General features: G+C 70.2%; 15 protein-coding genes. 11 read left to right on the top strand and 4 right to left on the bottom strand.

The window, feature by feature from the left end:
- Window positions 1–115: 115 nt before the first annotated feature.
- The gene (glpK, locus tag FN829_RS05260) at window positions 116–1,657 is read left to right on the top strand and encodes a glycerol kinase GlpK (RefSeq protein ID WP_142985950.1); all 1,542 of its coding nucleotides are present in this window, start codon (window positions 116–118) and stop codon (window positions 1,655–1,657) included.
- Window positions 1,658–2,743, top strand: coding sequence for a hypothetical protein (locus tag FN829_RS05265; RefSeq protein ID WP_185955688.1), 1,086 nt, complete (start codon window positions 1,658–1,660; stop codon window positions 2,741–2,743).
- 20 nt (window positions 2,744–2,763) lie between these two features.
- Here the strand turns inward: FN829_RS05265 and FN829_RS05270 are convergent, their stop codons facing one another.
- Complete coding sequence (locus FN829_RS05270) at window positions 2,764–3,165, bottom strand: hypothetical protein (protein ID WP_142985951.1); 402 nt, start codon at window positions 3,163–3,165, stop codon at window positions 2,764–2,766.
- 139 nt (window positions 3,166–3,304) lie between these two features.
- Between FN829_RS05270 and FN829_RS05275 the strand changes: the two genes are divergently transcribed.
- The 3 genes from FN829_RS05275 to FN829_RS05285 all read left to right on the top strand — a co-directional run bounded on the left by FN829_RS05275 (window position 3,305) and on the right by FN829_RS05285 (window position 5,555).
- The gene (locus tag FN829_RS05275) at window positions 3,305–3,505 is read left to right on the top strand and encodes a hypothetical protein (protein ID WP_142985952.1); all 201 of its coding nucleotides are present in this window, start codon (window positions 3,305–3,307) and stop codon (window positions 3,503–3,505) included.
- A gap of 115 nt (window positions 3,506–3,620) precedes the next feature.
- Window positions 3,621–4,790 carry a Cdc6/Cdc18 family protein gene (locus FN829_RS05280; protein WP_142985953.1) on the top strand — a complete coding sequence of 390 codons (1,170 nt, stop codon included), beginning with the start codon at window positions 3,621–3,623 and terminating at the stop codon, window positions 4,788–4,790.
- Window positions 4,791–4,871: 81 nt separating this feature from the next.
- Window positions 4,872–5,555 carry an HAD-IIB family hydrolase gene (locus tag FN829_RS05285; RefSeq protein ID WP_142985954.1) on the top strand — a complete coding sequence of 228 codons (684 nt, stop codon included), beginning with the start codon at window positions 4,872–4,874 and terminating at the stop codon, window positions 5,553–5,555.
- Between the two features lie 7 nt (window positions 5,556–5,562).
- Here the strand turns inward: FN829_RS05285 and FN829_RS05290 are convergent, their stop codons facing one another.
- Window positions 5,563–5,841, bottom strand: a complete 279-nt coding sequence (locus FN829_RS05290) for a ribonuclease P protein component 4 (RefSeq protein ID WP_142985955.1) — start codon at window positions 5,839–5,841, stop codon at window positions 5,563–5,565.
- A gap of 126 nt (window positions 5,842–5,967) precedes the next feature.
- On the opposite strand from FN829_RS05290, the gene FN829_RS05295 reads away from it, so the two are divergent.
- The gene (locus FN829_RS05295) at window positions 5,968–6,168 is read left to right on the top strand and encodes a methytransferase partner Trm112 (protein WP_185955689.1); all 201 of its coding nucleotides are present in this window, start codon (window positions 5,968–5,970) and stop codon (window positions 6,166–6,168) included.
- A 133-nt stretch (window positions 6,169–6,301) separates the two neighbouring features.
- Here the strand turns inward: FN829_RS05295 and FN829_RS05300 are convergent, their stop codons facing one another.
- A complete protein-coding gene (locus tag FN829_RS05300) occupies window positions 6,302–7,075 on the bottom strand; it encodes a creatininase family protein (protein ID WP_142985956.1) in 774 nt (257 codons plus the stop codon).
- 130 nt (window positions 7,076–7,205) lie between these two features.
- Here FN829_RS05300 and FN829_RS05305 point away from each other — a divergent pair, with 130 nt between their 5' ends.
- The 3 genes from FN829_RS05305 (at window position 7,206) to FN829_RS05315 (ending at window position 9,379) form a co-directional block, all read left to right on the top strand.
- Window positions 7,206–7,601, top strand: a complete 396-nt coding sequence (locus tag FN829_RS05305) for a nascent polypeptide-associated complex protein (RefSeq protein WP_142985957.1) — start codon at window positions 7,206–7,208, stop codon at window positions 7,599–7,601.
- Entirely contained in the window at window positions 7,598–8,374 is a 777-nt protein-coding gene (locus FN829_RS05310; RefSeq protein ID WP_142985958.1) for a methyltransferase domain-containing protein, read from the top strand. Before FN829_RS05305 ends, FN829_RS05310 begins: the two co-directional genes overlap by 4 nt.
- A gap of 132 nt (window positions 8,375–8,506) precedes the next feature.
- On the top strand, window positions 8,507–9,379 hold the full coding sequence (locus FN829_RS05315; RefSeq protein ID WP_142985959.1) for a transcriptional regulator TbsP domain-containing protein: 873 nt from the start codon (window positions 8,507–8,509) through the stop codon (window positions 9,377–9,379).
- 53 nt (window positions 9,380–9,432) lie between these two features.
- Here the strand turns inward: FN829_RS05315 and FN829_RS05320 are convergent, their stop codons facing one another.
- The gene (locus FN829_RS05320; RefSeq protein ID WP_142985960.1) at window positions 9,433–10,878 is read right to left on the bottom strand and encodes an amidohydrolase family protein; all 1,446 of its coding nucleotides are present in this window, start codon (window positions 10,876–10,878) and stop codon (window positions 9,433–9,435) included.
- A gap of 111 nt (window positions 10,879–10,989) precedes the next feature.
- On the opposite strand from FN829_RS05320, the gene FN829_RS05325 reads away from it, so the two are divergent.
- Window positions 10,990–12,111 (top strand): pyridoxal phosphate-dependent aminotransferase, encoded by a 1,122-nt coding sequence (locus tag FN829_RS05325; protein ID WP_142985961.1) that lies wholly within the window; start codon window positions 10,990–10,992, stop codon window positions 12,109–12,111.
- A gap of 76 nt (window positions 12,112–12,187) precedes the next feature.
- Window positions 12,188–13,390, top strand: coding sequence for a methionine adenosyltransferase (locus FN829_RS05330; protein WP_142985962.1), 1,203 nt, complete (start codon window positions 12,188–12,190; stop codon window positions 13,388–13,390).
- The last annotated feature ends 69 nt before the right edge of the window (window positions 13,391–13,459 follow it).

Genomic DNA, 13,459 nt, shown 5'->3' on the forward strand with positions numbered 1-13,459 from the left:
CCGAATCGACGTTTCGGGGCGGGGTGTGTGACGGGTTCGGTCCCGGATTCGGCCGGGACACGGACGGTGGCGTCGTCGTTTCGGCCGGGCCAGCGCCGCAGGAGGGATCCAGAACATGACACAGTACGTCGGTGCGATAGACCAAGGGACGACCGGAACCCGCTTCATGGTGTTCGACCACGGCGGGCAGGTCGTCGCGAACGCTTACGAACAACACGAACAGATCTACCCCAATCCGGGCTGGGTCGAACACGACCCGATAGAGATCTGGGAGAACACTCAACAGGTCGTCCTCGACGGGCTCGCTGACGCCGGATTGGAGGCGAACCAGCTCGACGCGATCGGGATCACGAATCAGCGCGAGACCACGATCGTGTGGGATCGCGAGACCGGCCGGCCGGTCCACAACGCGTTGGTCTGGCAGGACCGCCGGACGACCGACCGGGTCGAGGAGCTTCAGGAGGCGGAGATGGTCGAGGAGATCCGCGAGAAGACCGGCCTCGAGGCCGACGCGTACTTCTCGGCGACCAAGACCGAGTGGATCCTCGACAACGCCGAGCCGCTCAAGATGCAGAGTTCCCGCGGCGGCGACCTCCGAGACCGCGCCCGCGAGGGCGAGCTCGTCATGGGCACGATCGACTCGTGGCTCATCTACAACCTCACGGGTAACCACATCACGGACGTGACGAACGCGTCCCGGACGATGCTGTACAACATCCGGGAGCTGGAGTGGGACGACGAGCTGCTCGAGGAGTTCGGCGTGCCGAAGGAGATGGTACCGGAGGTACGACCCTCCTCCGACGAGGAGTACTACGGCCACACGGACGCTGACGGCTTCCTCGGCGAGGAGATCCCGGTCGCGGGCGCGCTCGGCGACCAGCAGGCCGCGCTGTTCGGACAGACCTGCTTCGACGAGGGCGACGCGAAGAACACCTACGGCACCGGCTCCTTCTACCTGATGAACACGGGCACCGAGGCCGTCGAGTCCGATCACGGACTCCTGACGACCATCGGCTTCCAGATGTCCGGCGAGCCCGTCCAGTACGCGCTGGAAGGCTCGATCTTCATCACCGGCGCGGCGATCGAGTGGCTCGAGGACGTCGACCTGATCAACAACGCGGCCCAGACCGCCGAACTCGCGCGGTCGGTCGAATCGACCGACGGCGTCTACATGGTCCCGGCGTTCACGGGCCTCGGCGCGCCCCACTGGGACGGCCGCGCCCGCGGCACCATCGTCGGGATGACCCGCGGCACGAGCAAGGAGCACATCGTGCGGGCGACGCTCGAGTCGATCGCCTACCAGACGCGCGACGTGGCGGAGGCGATGGAGGCCGACTCCGGCGTGGAGACGACGAGCCTCCGCGTCGACGGCGGCGCGGTGAAGAACAACTTCCTCTGTCAGCTCCAGTCCGACATCATCCAGACGGAGATCGCGCGACCGGAGGTGGACGAGACGACCGCGCTCGGCTCCGCGTACGCCGCCGGGCTCGCGGTCGGCTACTGGGACACCGTCGACGAGCTGCGCGACAACTGGCAGGTCGACCGCGAGTTCACGCCCGAGAAGGAGCAGGCGGAGGTCGACAAGCTGTACGACCGCTGGGGCGACGCGGTCGAGAAGTCCCTCGACTGGGCGAGAGACGACGAGGGGGACGAGTAGATGAACTCCGCAGTCGCGACGGGAGTCCTCGCGCAGGCCAGCGGCTGGAACGCGGGCTCCGTCGACGCGGTGCTCGAGATCTTACTCGATCCGACCATCTGGCTCGGCGCGGCCGCAGGCGGCGCGTTCGGCGCCGCGCTCGGCGCGCTCCCCGCCTTCATCTTCACCGGCTTCCTCGTGATCGCCGGCGTCTTCGGCGGCGACGCGGCCTCAGGGGCCGGCGTCGGCGTCGGCTTCGGTCCCGTCTTCGGCCCGCACATCTCCTTCGCCGGCGGCGCGGCCGCGGCGGCGTACGCCGCCAAGAACGGCGAGATGGAGTCCGGCTTCGACTACCACAACGCGAAGGACATCGGCTTCGCGCTCGGCAGCAAGCCGGACATCCTCGCCGTGGGTGCCGTCTTCGGCGTGTTCGGCATCGTGCTCGAACAGACGTTCCGGAACCTCGCGGTCCCGACGGACCCGATCGCCTTCACCGTCGTCGCCAGCGCCCTGTTACACCGGGCGGTGTTCGGCTATTCCGTGATCGGCGTCGTCAGCGACAAGGCGAACGGGTTCATGGACATGGGGCCCTTCGAGCGGGGCGAGATGCGCGAACCGGGCGAGATGCCCGGCGACGGCGAGAAGTCCTCGGAGGACCGCCTCGCCGTCGAGCCGTGGCTGCCGAACATGTACAAGTGGTCGCACGTCGCGGCGATCGGGCTGACCGCGGGACTCGCGGCCGCCTACGCCGCGATCCAGACCGGCAGCCCGTTCCTCGGGTTCGGGATCAGCGCGGCGACGCTCCTGTTCTTGAACCTCGGGGTGGATCGGATCCCGGTCACACACCACATGACCCTGCCGGGGGCGACGGCGTATCTCGCCACGGCCGGGACGGGCTACAGCCCGATCGTGGCGCTGCTCATCGCCGGGCTCTTCGGGCTGCTCGGCGCGGTCGTCGGCGAGGCGTTCCAGCGCGTCTTCTACGCGCACGGGGACACGCACGTCGACCCGCCCGCGGCCTCCATCGCGATCACGCACACGCTCATCGCGATCCTCTCCATCGCGGGGATACTCGGGTCCGCCGTGTGGGTTCCCGGAGCCATCTGAGCCGCCACCGGAACCGATTTTTACGCCGTCGGAAGCGCCGAGGCACACAGCAGATACGCACCACTCCCGCAGATGACCCCGACACCAACCGCGGTGACGACGCCGTGACCGAACTCGAACACGCCCACCGCGACGACCGAGGTCGCGATCAGCGCCAGCCCGGCCGCACCGTGGTGGTAGTTCCCGGCGGTCGGGTGCTCGCTAAGCGGCCGCCGCTCCGGCTCCGGGACACGGACGCTGGCGTGGTACGGAACGTACAGCCGCGCGCCGATCCCGGCCGTCGCCGCGACGATCGAGGAGAACTGTACGTCGCCGACCAGCTCTCGAACGGCCAGGAAGACGCCGATCGCGACGACCAGCGCGAGCACCTTGCTCCACCTGTCGGCGGCGACCACCGACTCGTGGAACGACCCTTCGGACATGCTCGCGGGGAAGCGGCCGTTCGGGTTAAGTGTGTGGTCGAACGTGCGGGCGGATCTCTCCTCGTCGCCGCCGAGATCGAGCGCCGCGGAGTCGATCCCGGCGGGGTGGATTTAACCGCGAGCGGGGAGAGCGAGCGGCATGAACACGCTGGGTCTCGAGAGGCGCGACTGGCGGAACATGGTCGTCGTCGCCGCCGTGGTGACGCTCGTCATCGCCGGATCGGCCGAGGGGCCGCTCGGCGTCCGCGTCGTGGCCGGCGCGATAGCCGGCGCGATAAGCGCCGGCGTCTTCATGGTCTCGACGCTTCTCATCAACCGGTACAAACCGGACCACTGGTAGGGACGGGTCGACGAGTCGACCGCGGTTCGCGTCGATCCGGTCGAGCGCACCGGGATTCGCGCCGCTCCCGTCGCGGTTCGTATCGGTTTTATTCCCGTACCGGGGAGGTGGGAGCGTGAACATCGACGACCGGATCGAGCGACGACTCGGATACGACACCGGGGCGGGCGTCTTCGTCGACTTCGACGCCGTCTCTCCGGTGTTCCACCTCGAGTCGCCGATCGGTCGAGGCCCGGCGCTCGAACGCCTGCTCGACGCGTTCAGCCCGGCCTTCTCCGGCGCGCTGCCCCCGAGCACCTACGTCCACGGTCCGAAGGGGAGCGGCAAGTCCGCAGTCGTCTCCGCGCTGTTCGCCCGACTCGCGACCCACAGCGGGCCGCCGCAGGCGATCCAGACGTCGACGCGAGCCGTCGAGCCGACCCTCCCGGGGTTCGTCTACGTGGACGCCAGACGGGCCTCGACGCGGTTCCGGCTCTATCACGACGCGCTCGCCGCCGTCAGCGACGAGACCGTCCCCGACCACGGTATCGGGACCGACGACCTCGCCGAGTCGCTCCGTGACGCGGTCCGGACGGGCCCGGACGTCGTGGTCGCGGTCGATCACACCAACGAGCCGGAGACGCCGAGCGCGTCGACCGTCGTCGAGTGGCTCACCGACGTGAGCGGTCACGTCGTGCCGGTGTGTCTCGGCCGGGAGCCGCCGGAGGAGATCGAGTGGGACCCCGACGAGGCGGTGGCGCTCTCGCGGTACCGTCGACACGTCCTCGTCGAGCTCCTGACCAGCCGGTGTTCGACGGGGCTCGGCCGAGACGCGCTCAGCCACGATCAGGTCCGCGAGATCGGCGAGTGGGCCTCCGGCGACGCCCACGACGCGCTCGCCGCGATCGCGGGCGCGGCCATCCGCGCCGAGCGCGCGGGCGTCTCGACGATCCGACCCGAGGACGTCGACGCGGGGATCGAGGAGGTCCCGAAGCCCTGCGTCACGCTGGGACGCGTCCTCTCGCTCTCGGAGAGCCGCCGTCGACTGCTCTACGAGCTCGTGACGCTGCCCGAATCGGACCGGTCCTCAGTGAGCGTCGCGACGGAGACGATCGCCTCTCGGCGGCGCGTCGACCTGTCGGCGTCCACCGTGCGTCGCGTGCTCTACGAACTCGCGGACGCGGGCCTGCTCGATCGGGTGACCGTACAGCGGGACGGCGGCAAGGGGCGACCGCCGAGCCGACTCGTCCCGCGGTTCCCGACGCTCGTCTACCGCGAGCTGTTCGACCGGTCGGCCCGCGCCTGAGTCGACGCGCTCGTCGTGCCGATCGACGGGTCTCCCCCGTCGAACGGAAGACAGTTGCCGTCGGCGACCCGGCGTGTCCACATGGTTCCACCCCTCGCGTTGGACATCGACGGGACGTTGACGACCCCGGACGGCCGGCTCGACCCTCGCGTCTTCGAGCTGTTGCCCGACTGGGAGGCCCCCGTGGCGCTCGCGACCGGCAAGGCGTTCCCGTACCCCGTGGCGCTCGCGGGGTTCCTCGGCCGCGACGCCACCGTGATCGCGGAGAACGGCGGGGTCGTCCACGTCGACGACGAGACGACGATCCTCGGGGACCCCGCGGCCGCGCGCGCCGTGGTCGAGACGTTCCTCGAGCGCGGCGGCGACCTCGGTTGGGGGGGAGACGAGACGGTGAACCGGTGGCGCGAGACGGAAGTGGCCGTCTCCGTCGACGCGGACGAGGCGCTGTTGCGCGAGGTCGCCGCGACCGCCGAGGGCGTGGAGGTCGTCGACACCGGCTACGCGTTCCACGTCAAGTCGCCGGACGTGAACAAGGGGGACGGGCTCGCGCGAGTCGCCGACGCGCTTGGCGTCGACGCGGCCGAATTCGTCGCGGTCGGCGACAGCGAGAACGACGTCTCGACGTTCGAGGCCGCCGGGGACTCCTACGCCGTCGCCAACGCGGACGGGGCGGCGACGGCGGCGGCCGACGTCGTCCTCGAGGCGGCGTACATGGACGGTACCGCGGCGGTGCTGGAGGCGTTGCGGGCCGGTCGGGAGCCGTGACTTCCGGTCAGCGGTAGGGGTATCGCCCGGTCCCGCCGCACTCTCGACACCGGACGACCACCCGACCGGGACCGAGCCGGACCCGGCTGGTCTTGCCCGGTCGGAGGTACACGTCGCAGTCGTCGCAGGTCTTCCGCTCGAACTCGCGGGGGACGCCACAGCGGTTCCGCTCGGCGATCCGCCTCGCGAGGCGGACGTACTCCCGCGCCCGGTCGTACTCGTCGTCGACGACCGCCTCGCGGGCGAGCCCGAACAACCGCTCGATCCGCTCCTCGGGAATCCCCATGCGCTCTCGGTGACTCCCCGTCCCAAAGGCGTTGTCGTCCTCGGTCGGGTCGTCCTCCCGAGCCGCCCCACCGAGCCGCCCCACCGACCCGCATCCTTTTTGAACGGTCCACGCCAACCCGCCTCCATGAAGGAATCCCTGATGGACGTGATCTGCTGTCCGCTCGACAAGGCCGACCTCGAACTCGACGTCGACGAGCGGGACGACGGAGAGATCCTGGAGGGGACGCTCACGTGTACGGAGTGCGGGGAGGTCTACCCGATCGAGGACGGGATCCCGAACCTCCTCCCGCCGGACATGCGCGAGGAGGAGGAGACGGCCGCCTGAAAGCGGAACTACGTGACCGTCTGGAAGCGAAATACGCCGCTGCGTCGGCGAAATCGAGGAAACATCCCTTGCGGTTGAAACGACTCCCTCTCTCGGTTGTTTCGTCCGTGCTGTCCGGAGTGCCCTCGGACGATCACACCACCCGCGGCTCCGGCATCAGGGCCTCGAACTCGCGGGCGTCGAGCCACTCCAGCAACCGGACGAGCTGGTCGGCGGCGGCCTCGAACAGCCGTTCGGCCTTCTCCGGCGTGACGTCGGTCGGGTCGCCGAAGGCACCGTTCGCGGAGTTGTCGACCGCGTCGTAGAAGGTTCGCGCGCCGTGGACCATCGTCTCCGCGTCCCCCATGTCCGGGAGCCCGCCGTCGCGGGCGGCCTCGAACTCCTCGGGGTGGACGAGATCGGGCGCGAGATGGGTGATCATGGCGGTCTCCTTCGGGCCGGCGTGGGGACCGTTCCGTTCGAACAGGTCATCGACGAGCTCCGGGATCGACTCGTCCCACATCCACTCGATCGCGTACATCGTCCCGTCCTCATGGAGCCGGCGGCCGACCTCCCGGAGGTGGTCGACGTTGCCGCCGTGAGCGTTGACGTAGACGACGCGGTCGATCCCGTGGTACGCGAGGTTGCGAGTGAAACTCTCGACGTAGTCGCGGAACTCCGGCGGGTCGACCCACAGCGTGCCGGGGAACTGGCGGTGGTGCGGGCTGACGCCGATGTCGACGGTGGGCGTGCGAGGGAAGCCGGTCTCCTCGGCGGCCGCGGTCGCGAGCCCCTCCGCGATGAGGTGGTCGGTCGCGAGCGGGAGGTGCGGCCCGTGCTGTTCGGTCGAGCCGAGCGGCACGATCGCGGTGGAGGAGCCCTCGAGTCGATCGCCGAGTTCCGGCCAGGTGTGGTCCGCGAGGTACATACCGTTCCCTGGATCTCGGTCCGTATCAAACCCCGTGAGGAGGCAGACGACCGGGGGAAACTGACGGTGGCGGTGGCTCCGTCGAAACCCTTCGTCACCCTTTTTGTGCCGCCCGGCCGAACTCCGCGACATGTTCGGAGGAGGCGGCATGAACCCGCGGAAGATGAAACAGATGATGAAACAGATGGGGATCGACGTCGAGGAGCTCGACGCCGAGCGGGTCGTCGTGGAGACGGCCGACGGCGACCTCGTCTTCGAGGACCCGCAGGTCACGCGCATGGACGCGCAGGGCCAACAGACCTACCAGATCGTCGGCGATCCCGACGAGGTCGCCGACGCAGGCGCGGGGAGCGCGGGAGCGGTCGAGGCCGCCGATACCGACGAGGACGCCGGAGACGCGGGCGGAATCCCCGACGACGACGTTGCCCTCGTCGCGGAGCGCGCTGGCGTCCCCGAGTCGCTCGCCCGCGAGACGCTGGAGGCACACGACGGCGACCTCGCGGCCGCGATCGCCGAGCTCGAGTGACCGACGCCGCGTACCTCTTGGTTCACGAGGACCGCGAGTACCTGCTCGAACCCGGCGAGGAGTTCGGGACCGACCTCGGCGTGCTCGAGGTCCCCGAGAACGTCGCCGCCGGCGACACGGTCGAGAGCCACCTCGGTACCGCCTTCGAGGTCCGCGAGCTTCGCGGCCCGGACCTGTTCGACCACCTCGAGCGCACCGGCGCGCCGATGATGCCCCGGGACGTGGGGCTCGTCATGGGGCTGACCGGCGTCGCCGCGGGCGACCGCGTCCTCGACGCCGGCACGGGAACCGGCATCCTCGCGGCGCACCTCGGCCGGGTCGGCGCGGACGTGACCACCTACGAGGTCGACCCGGAGTTCGCCGACGTGGCGCGCGAGAACATGCGCGTCGCGGGCGTCGAGGAGCGCGTCGAGGTCCGGACCGGCGACCTCGTCGAGGAAGTCGACGCGCTCCTCGACGGGGGCGACGAGAGCGACGAGGCGACCGGAACCACGCACCGCCCCTTCGACGTGCTCACGCTCGACACCGGCGATGCCCCGGCGATCGTCTCCCACGCGCCCGACCTGCTCGTCTCCGGCGGCTTCCTCGCGGTCTACTCCCCGTTCGTCGAGGGGACCCGCGAGGCGGTGACGGCCGCGCGGGAGGCCGGACTCGCGGAGATCGAGACGCTGGAGACGATCCAGCGCGAGATGGACTTCTCCGACCGCGGCTCCCGCCCCTCCACCCGCGGCGTCGGCCACACCGGCTACCTGGTGATCGCCAGGGCACCCTGAGCGAACGGACACCCGAGCGGACGTCCGAACCGAACGGACACGTGAACCAACGGGTACCCGCCGCCAGCGGTTCAGCCGTGTCGCCCTCGAGATCGGGGGAAGCTTCATTCCACCGCGAACGCCAGAACGGGTATGTCCCTCGTCGACGACGTGGAGACCGCGCTCGCCGGGCGGGACGACGTGGTCGCCGTCGGCGTCGGGGTCGAACTCCTCGCCGCGATCCTCTCGGCGCGTCGCGCACACGAGGGGGGTCGCTGGCGAGTGGCGTGTCCGCCGGAGGTCGTCGACGATCTCGGTCGAACGTTCGTACTCGGAAGCGCCGCGGCCGAGGCCTGCGCGCGTGAAACGCTCGCGTTGCGCACCGGCACCGGTCCGCGACCGGACCGACCGCTGTTCGCGAGTCCCGATCGGATCGACGCCGTCGTGGGGCCCGCGGACGACCGAACGATCCTGACCGACGCCGATCCGGACCGCGTCCCCGCTGCCGCGGAAGCCGTCCGGGCGCGGTTCGAGGCGGCCGATCCGATCTCGGTCCGAATGCCCTCGCGGACGCGGTTGCTGTCCGCGGCCCGCGAGACGCTCGACGACCGGTTCGCGGACGACCTGGCGGTCGTCCTCTCCACGCTCGACGCGGATCCGACGACGCTCGACCGGTCCGGACCGCTCGACGACCGGGCGCTGCTCGTCGCGCTGGCGGCCCGGCACGACCACCTCTTCGCCGACGTGCGCGAGTGGGCCGACGACGTCGAGATCGCGCCGAAACAGACGTTCTCGGCCGCGCGACGCGCGCTCGAAAAGCGCGGGCTGATCGAGTCGATCAAGGTCCCGATGGGGATCGGTAGACCGAACTACCGGCTCCGCGCCGTCGACGAGACGATCTACCGCGTCGACGCCGAGCGGTTCCTGCCCGCGATCCGCGAGCTGTTCGAGGCGGCGGGAGCCGGCGCGGCCGGCGCCGGGGGCGCACGGATCGACGACCGGCCGGTGTGGGACAGGCGCCGGTAGCCGGCGAGTCCCCTGAACTCCCGAGCACCCCGAGACCCTCACCGGCTCGGGACCTAGAGCCGTCCCTCGTCGACGGCGTCGACGAGGGCGGATCCGGCGGCGCGCCAGTCGTCCTCGGACTCGCCGAAGATCCGCTCGGCACGCTCGACCGCCTCCGTGATGACCGCGTCGACGTCGACGCCGACGATCCCGCCCGCAGAGACGAGCTGGACCCCGTCGACGAACACGTCGCGAACGACGTCGCTGCCGCCGCCGTACACGAGGTTCGGGATCGCGGTGTGGAACGGTTCCGTGACGGTCGGCGCGATCTCGGGGCGTTCCAGGTCGCAGACGACCACGTCCGCGCGTTTGCCGGGCGAGAGCGACCCGACGCTGTCGGCGATCCCGAGCGCGCGAGCGCCGCCGACCGTCAGCAGTTCGAGGACGCCGCTCGCGTCGAGCGCGGTCGGGTCGGTCCGATCGGCCTTCGCAAGCATCGCCGCCGTGCGGGCCTCCCGAAGCGCGTCGTGTCCGCCGGGACCGGGCGCCTGGTCGGTGCCGATCCCCACGCAACCCCCGTGTTCGAGGTACTCGACGACCGGCGGGACGATCCCGTCGATCGCGGTGATGGAGGAGGGACAGCCAACCATCCGGACGCCGGCGTCTGCGAGCCGGCCGCGTTCCGCCGGGGTCGCACCGTGGAGGTGCGCCGCGAGCAGGTGGTCGCCGAGCAGCCCCTCGCGGTCGAGAACCCCGACGGTGGTCTCGCCCTCGCCGTACCGGGCGGCGATCTGTCTCCGCTCCCGGTCCCCCTGCGCGACGTGCATGTGGACGGTTCGGTCCGCCGCGCGGGCCCGCTCGGTGATCGTCTCGAGGAGGTCGAGGGAGACCATGTCGAGCGCCTGCGGGCCGTACGCCGGCTCGACGAGCGGGTCGTCGTCGAACTCCGCGACGAGGTCGTTCGCGCGCGCGAGTCCGGCCTCGCCGCCGTCGCGGTCGAACGGGTAGGGCTCGTCCGGCCCGACGTCGGAGCGGTCCTCGGGGACTTCGTTTATCATCTCGGTGGCGACGACCCGAAGTCCCAGCGGCCGGTACACCTCGCTCACGAGGTCGCCGACGCCGCGGGCGTACTCGCCGACGGTCGTCGTGCCGGACGCGAGCGCCTCGATCGCGGTGAGTTTCGCGCCGACGATCCCATCCTCGGGCGTCGCGTGCGCGGAGATCGGTCCCAGCGAGCGGGTCATCCACTCGATCTCCGGGACGTCCTGGGCGGCTCCCCGCAACACGGTGTGGTGGCCGTGGACGTGGGCGTTCACGAGCCCCGGAAGCGTGAGGCAGCCGCCCCCGTCGACGGTGCGTTCCGCGTCCTCGGTCTCGACGCCGTCGGCGGGGCCGACGTAGGTCAGCTCCCCGTCGGTCCAGCCGACCGCGCCGTCGTCGACGATCCCGAGGTCGCCCGTCGCCCCCGGTACGTCCGGGTCCATGGTGACGAGCAGCGTGTCCGTGACGAGCGTGTCCATGGGAGTCGATCACGACCGGACGGCAAGGAACTGTCGGTGGTCCGGGACGCTCCGCCGGCGGCCGCGAGCGACGTGGCAAGAACTAACTCCGGGCGGATCCCTCGGTACGCCATGCCGACATTCTCCGACAGGATCGAGCGGGTCGCGGTGAGCGGGATCCGCGAGGTGTTCGAGGCGGCCGGCGACGACGCGATCAACCTCGGGATCGGCCAGCCGGACTTCCCGACGCCGGAACACGCCCGGCGGGCGGCCGTCGACGCCATCGAGGCGGGGAAGGCCGACGCCTACACCGGGAACAAGGGGATCGCCCCGCTCCGGGAGGCGATAGCCGAGAAGCACCGCGCGGACCAGGGCATCGATCTCGATCCGGCGAACGTGATCGCCACCGCGGGCGGCAGCGAGGCGCTCCATCTCGTGATGGAGGCGCACGTGAGCGCCGGCGACGAGGTGATAATCCCGGATCCGGGCTTCGTCTCGTACGACGCCTTGACGAAACTGGCGGGCGGAGATCCGGTCCCGGTGTCGCTCCGGGAGGACCTCACGCTCGATCCCGCCGCGGTCGAGGACGCGATCACCGACGACACCGTCGCGTTCGTCGTCAACTCGCCCGGCAACCCGACCGGAGCGGTTTCCCCCGAGGCCGATATTCGGGAGTTCGCGCGGATCGCCGACGAGCACGACGTGCTCTGCGTCTCCGACGAGGTGTACGAGTACACCGTCTTCGACGGCGAACATCGCTCGCCGATGGAGTTCGCCGAGACCGACAGCGTCGTCGTCGTGAACTCCGCTTCGAAGCTGTTCTCGATGACCGGCTGGCGGCTGGGCTGGGTGTACGGCTCCGAGGCGCGGATCGACCGCATGGTCCGCGTCCACCAGTACGCGCAGGCGTGCGCCTCGGCGCCCGCCCAGTACGCGGCCGAGGCCGCGCTTCGGGGCGACCGCGACGTCGTCGAGGAGATGACCGATTCCTTCGAGCGCCGCCGCGATATCCTCCTCGAGGGGTTCACGGACGCCGGCATCGAGTGTCCGGTCCCGCAGGGTGCCTTCTACGCGATGCCGCGGGTTCCCGAGGGATTCGTCGAGGAGTGTCTCGAGCGCGGCGTGATCGTCGTCCCCGGCGAGGCGTTCGGCGAGGGCGGACGAGGCCACGCGCGCATCTCGTACGCGACCGACGAGGAGGACCTCCGGGAGGCGATCTCGGTCATGGCGGAGGCGTACGAGGCGGTCTCGTAGGGATTACCTGGAGACATTATTCGGCCTCGAGTGGTTTCCGCAAGTTATACTGCGGCCGGGATACGACGGTGTCGACATGAGCCGGAACATCCAAGTCAGCCGCCTCGACCGACGGGCCGTCGAGGACCAGGAGGTCGAGATCGTCGAGCGGAAGGGTATCGGACACCCGGACTCGATCTGTGACGGCCTCGCGGAGTCGGTCTCTCGCGCGCTCTCGCAGCTCTACCTCGACCGCGTCGGAAAGGTCCTCCACTACAACACGGACGAGACCCAACTGGTCGCCGGTCGCGCCGCCCCCGCGTTCGGCGGCGGAGAGGTGATCGAGCCGATCTACGTCCTGATCGTCGGCCGCGCCACGAAGGAGTACGAGGGGCGACAGCTCCCGGTCGACTCCACCGCGCTCGCGGCCGCCCGCGAGTACCTCGCGGAGGCGCTCCCGGAGCTCGAGTACGGCACGGACGTCATCGTCGACGTCAGACTCGGCGAGGGGTCCGGCGACCTCCAGGACGTCTTCGGCGAGGAGACCCAGGAGGTCCCGATGGCCAACGACACCTCCTTCGGCGTGGGTCACGCCCCGCTGACCGAGACCGAGACGATCGTCCACGAGACCGAACGCGAGCTCAACACGACCTACTTCGCCGATCACCCGGAACTCGGCCCCGACGTGAAGGTGATGGGAAAACGCGAGGGCGACCGCATCGACATCACGGTCGCGGCCGCGATGGTCGACGCCCACGTCGCGGACCTCGAGGAGTACGACGCCGCCGTGAGCGGCGTTCGAGAGTTCGTGACCGACCTCGCCGAGGACTACACGGACCGGGAGGTCAACGTCGACGTCAACACGGCCGACGACTACGAGGAGGGTTCCATCTACCTCACCGTCACCGGCACCTCCGCCGAACAGGGTGACGACGGCTCCGTCGGCCGCGGAAACCGCGCGAACGGGCTCATCACTCCCAACCGTCCCATGTCGATGGAAGCCACCTCCGGGAAGAACCCGGTCAACCACATCGGAAAGATCTACAACCTGCTGTCGACGCACATCGCGGAGAAGGTCACCGACGAGGTGGACGGGATCCGAGACCTCCAGGTCCGGTTGCTCTCGCAGATCGGTCGCCCGATCGACGAGCCGCACGTCGCCGACGCGCAGATCGTCACCGAGGAGGGTGTCGAGCTGTCGGCGATAGAGGAGGACGTCGTCGCGATCGTCGACGACGAGCTGGCGGACGTGACCGGCGTCACCCGCCGGGTCATCGACGGCGACGTCTCGACCTTCTGAGTTCGCGGTTCGCGCTTCCGTCGCTGCTTTGCGAGATTCGGCCGCCGCCCGCCCTCTCCTTCCGCCGTA

It is taken from the genome of Halorubrum cibi (genome assembly GCF_900182635.1).
In the GTDB taxonomy this organism is placed as follows: domain Archaea; phylum Halobacteriota; class Halobacteria; order Halobacteriales; family Haloferacaceae; genus Halorubrum; species Halorubrum cibi.

What these genes read in the sequence shown, in the direction of transcription:
- FN829_RS05325 (WP_142985961.1), top strand. Translation starts at nt 10,990, where the DNA reads ATGCCGACATTCTCCGACAGGATCGAGCGGGTCGCGGTGAGCGGGATC.
- FN829_RS05290 (WP_142985955.1), bottom strand. Translation starts at nt 5,841, where the DNA reads ATGGGGATTCCCGAGGAGCGGATCGAGCGGTTGTTCGGGCTCGCCCGC.
- FN829_RS05330 (WP_142985962.1), top strand. Translation starts at nt 12,188, where the DNA reads ATGAGCCGGAACATCCAAGTCAGCCGCCTCGACCGACGGGCCGTCGAG.
- glpK (WP_142985950.1), top strand. Translation starts at nt 116, where the DNA reads ATGACACAGTACGTCGGTGCGATAGACCAAGGGACGACCGGAACCCGC.
- FN829_RS05300 (WP_142985956.1), bottom strand. Translation starts at nt 7,075, where the DNA reads ATGTACCTCGCGGACCACACCTGGCCGGAACTCGGCGATCGACTCGAG.
- FN829_RS05270 (WP_142985951.1), bottom strand. Translation starts at nt 3,165, where the DNA reads ATGTCCGAAGGGTCGTTCCACGAGTCGGTGGTCGCCGCCGACAGGTGG.
- FN829_RS05285 (WP_142985954.1), top strand. Translation starts at nt 4,872, where the DNA reads ATGGTTCCACCCCTCGCGTTGGACATCGACGGGACGTTGACGACCCCG.
- FN829_RS05315 (WP_142985959.1), top strand. Translation starts at nt 8,507, where the DNA reads ATGTCCCTCGTCGACGACGTGGAGACCGCGCTCGCCGGGCGGGACGAC.
- FN829_RS05265 (WP_185955688.1), top strand. Translation starts at nt 1,658, where the DNA reads ATGAACTCCGCAGTCGCGACGGGAGTCCTCGCGCAGGCCAGCGGCTGG.
- FN829_RS05320 (WP_142985960.1), bottom strand. Translation starts at nt 10,878, where the DNA reads ATGGACACGCTCGTCACGGACACGCTGCTCGTCACCATGGACCCGGAC.
- FN829_RS05305 (WP_142985957.1), top strand. Translation starts at nt 7,206, where the DNA reads ATGTTCGGAGGAGGCGGCATGAACCCGCGGAAGATGAAACAGATGATG.
- FN829_RS05295 (WP_185955689.1), top strand. Translation starts at nt 5,968, where the DNA reads ATGAAGGAATCCCTGATGGACGTGATCTGCTGTCCGCTCGACAAGGCC.
- FN829_RS05275 (WP_142985952.1), top strand. Translation starts at nt 3,305, where the DNA reads ATGAACACGCTGGGTCTCGAGAGGCGCGACTGGCGGAACATGGTCGTC.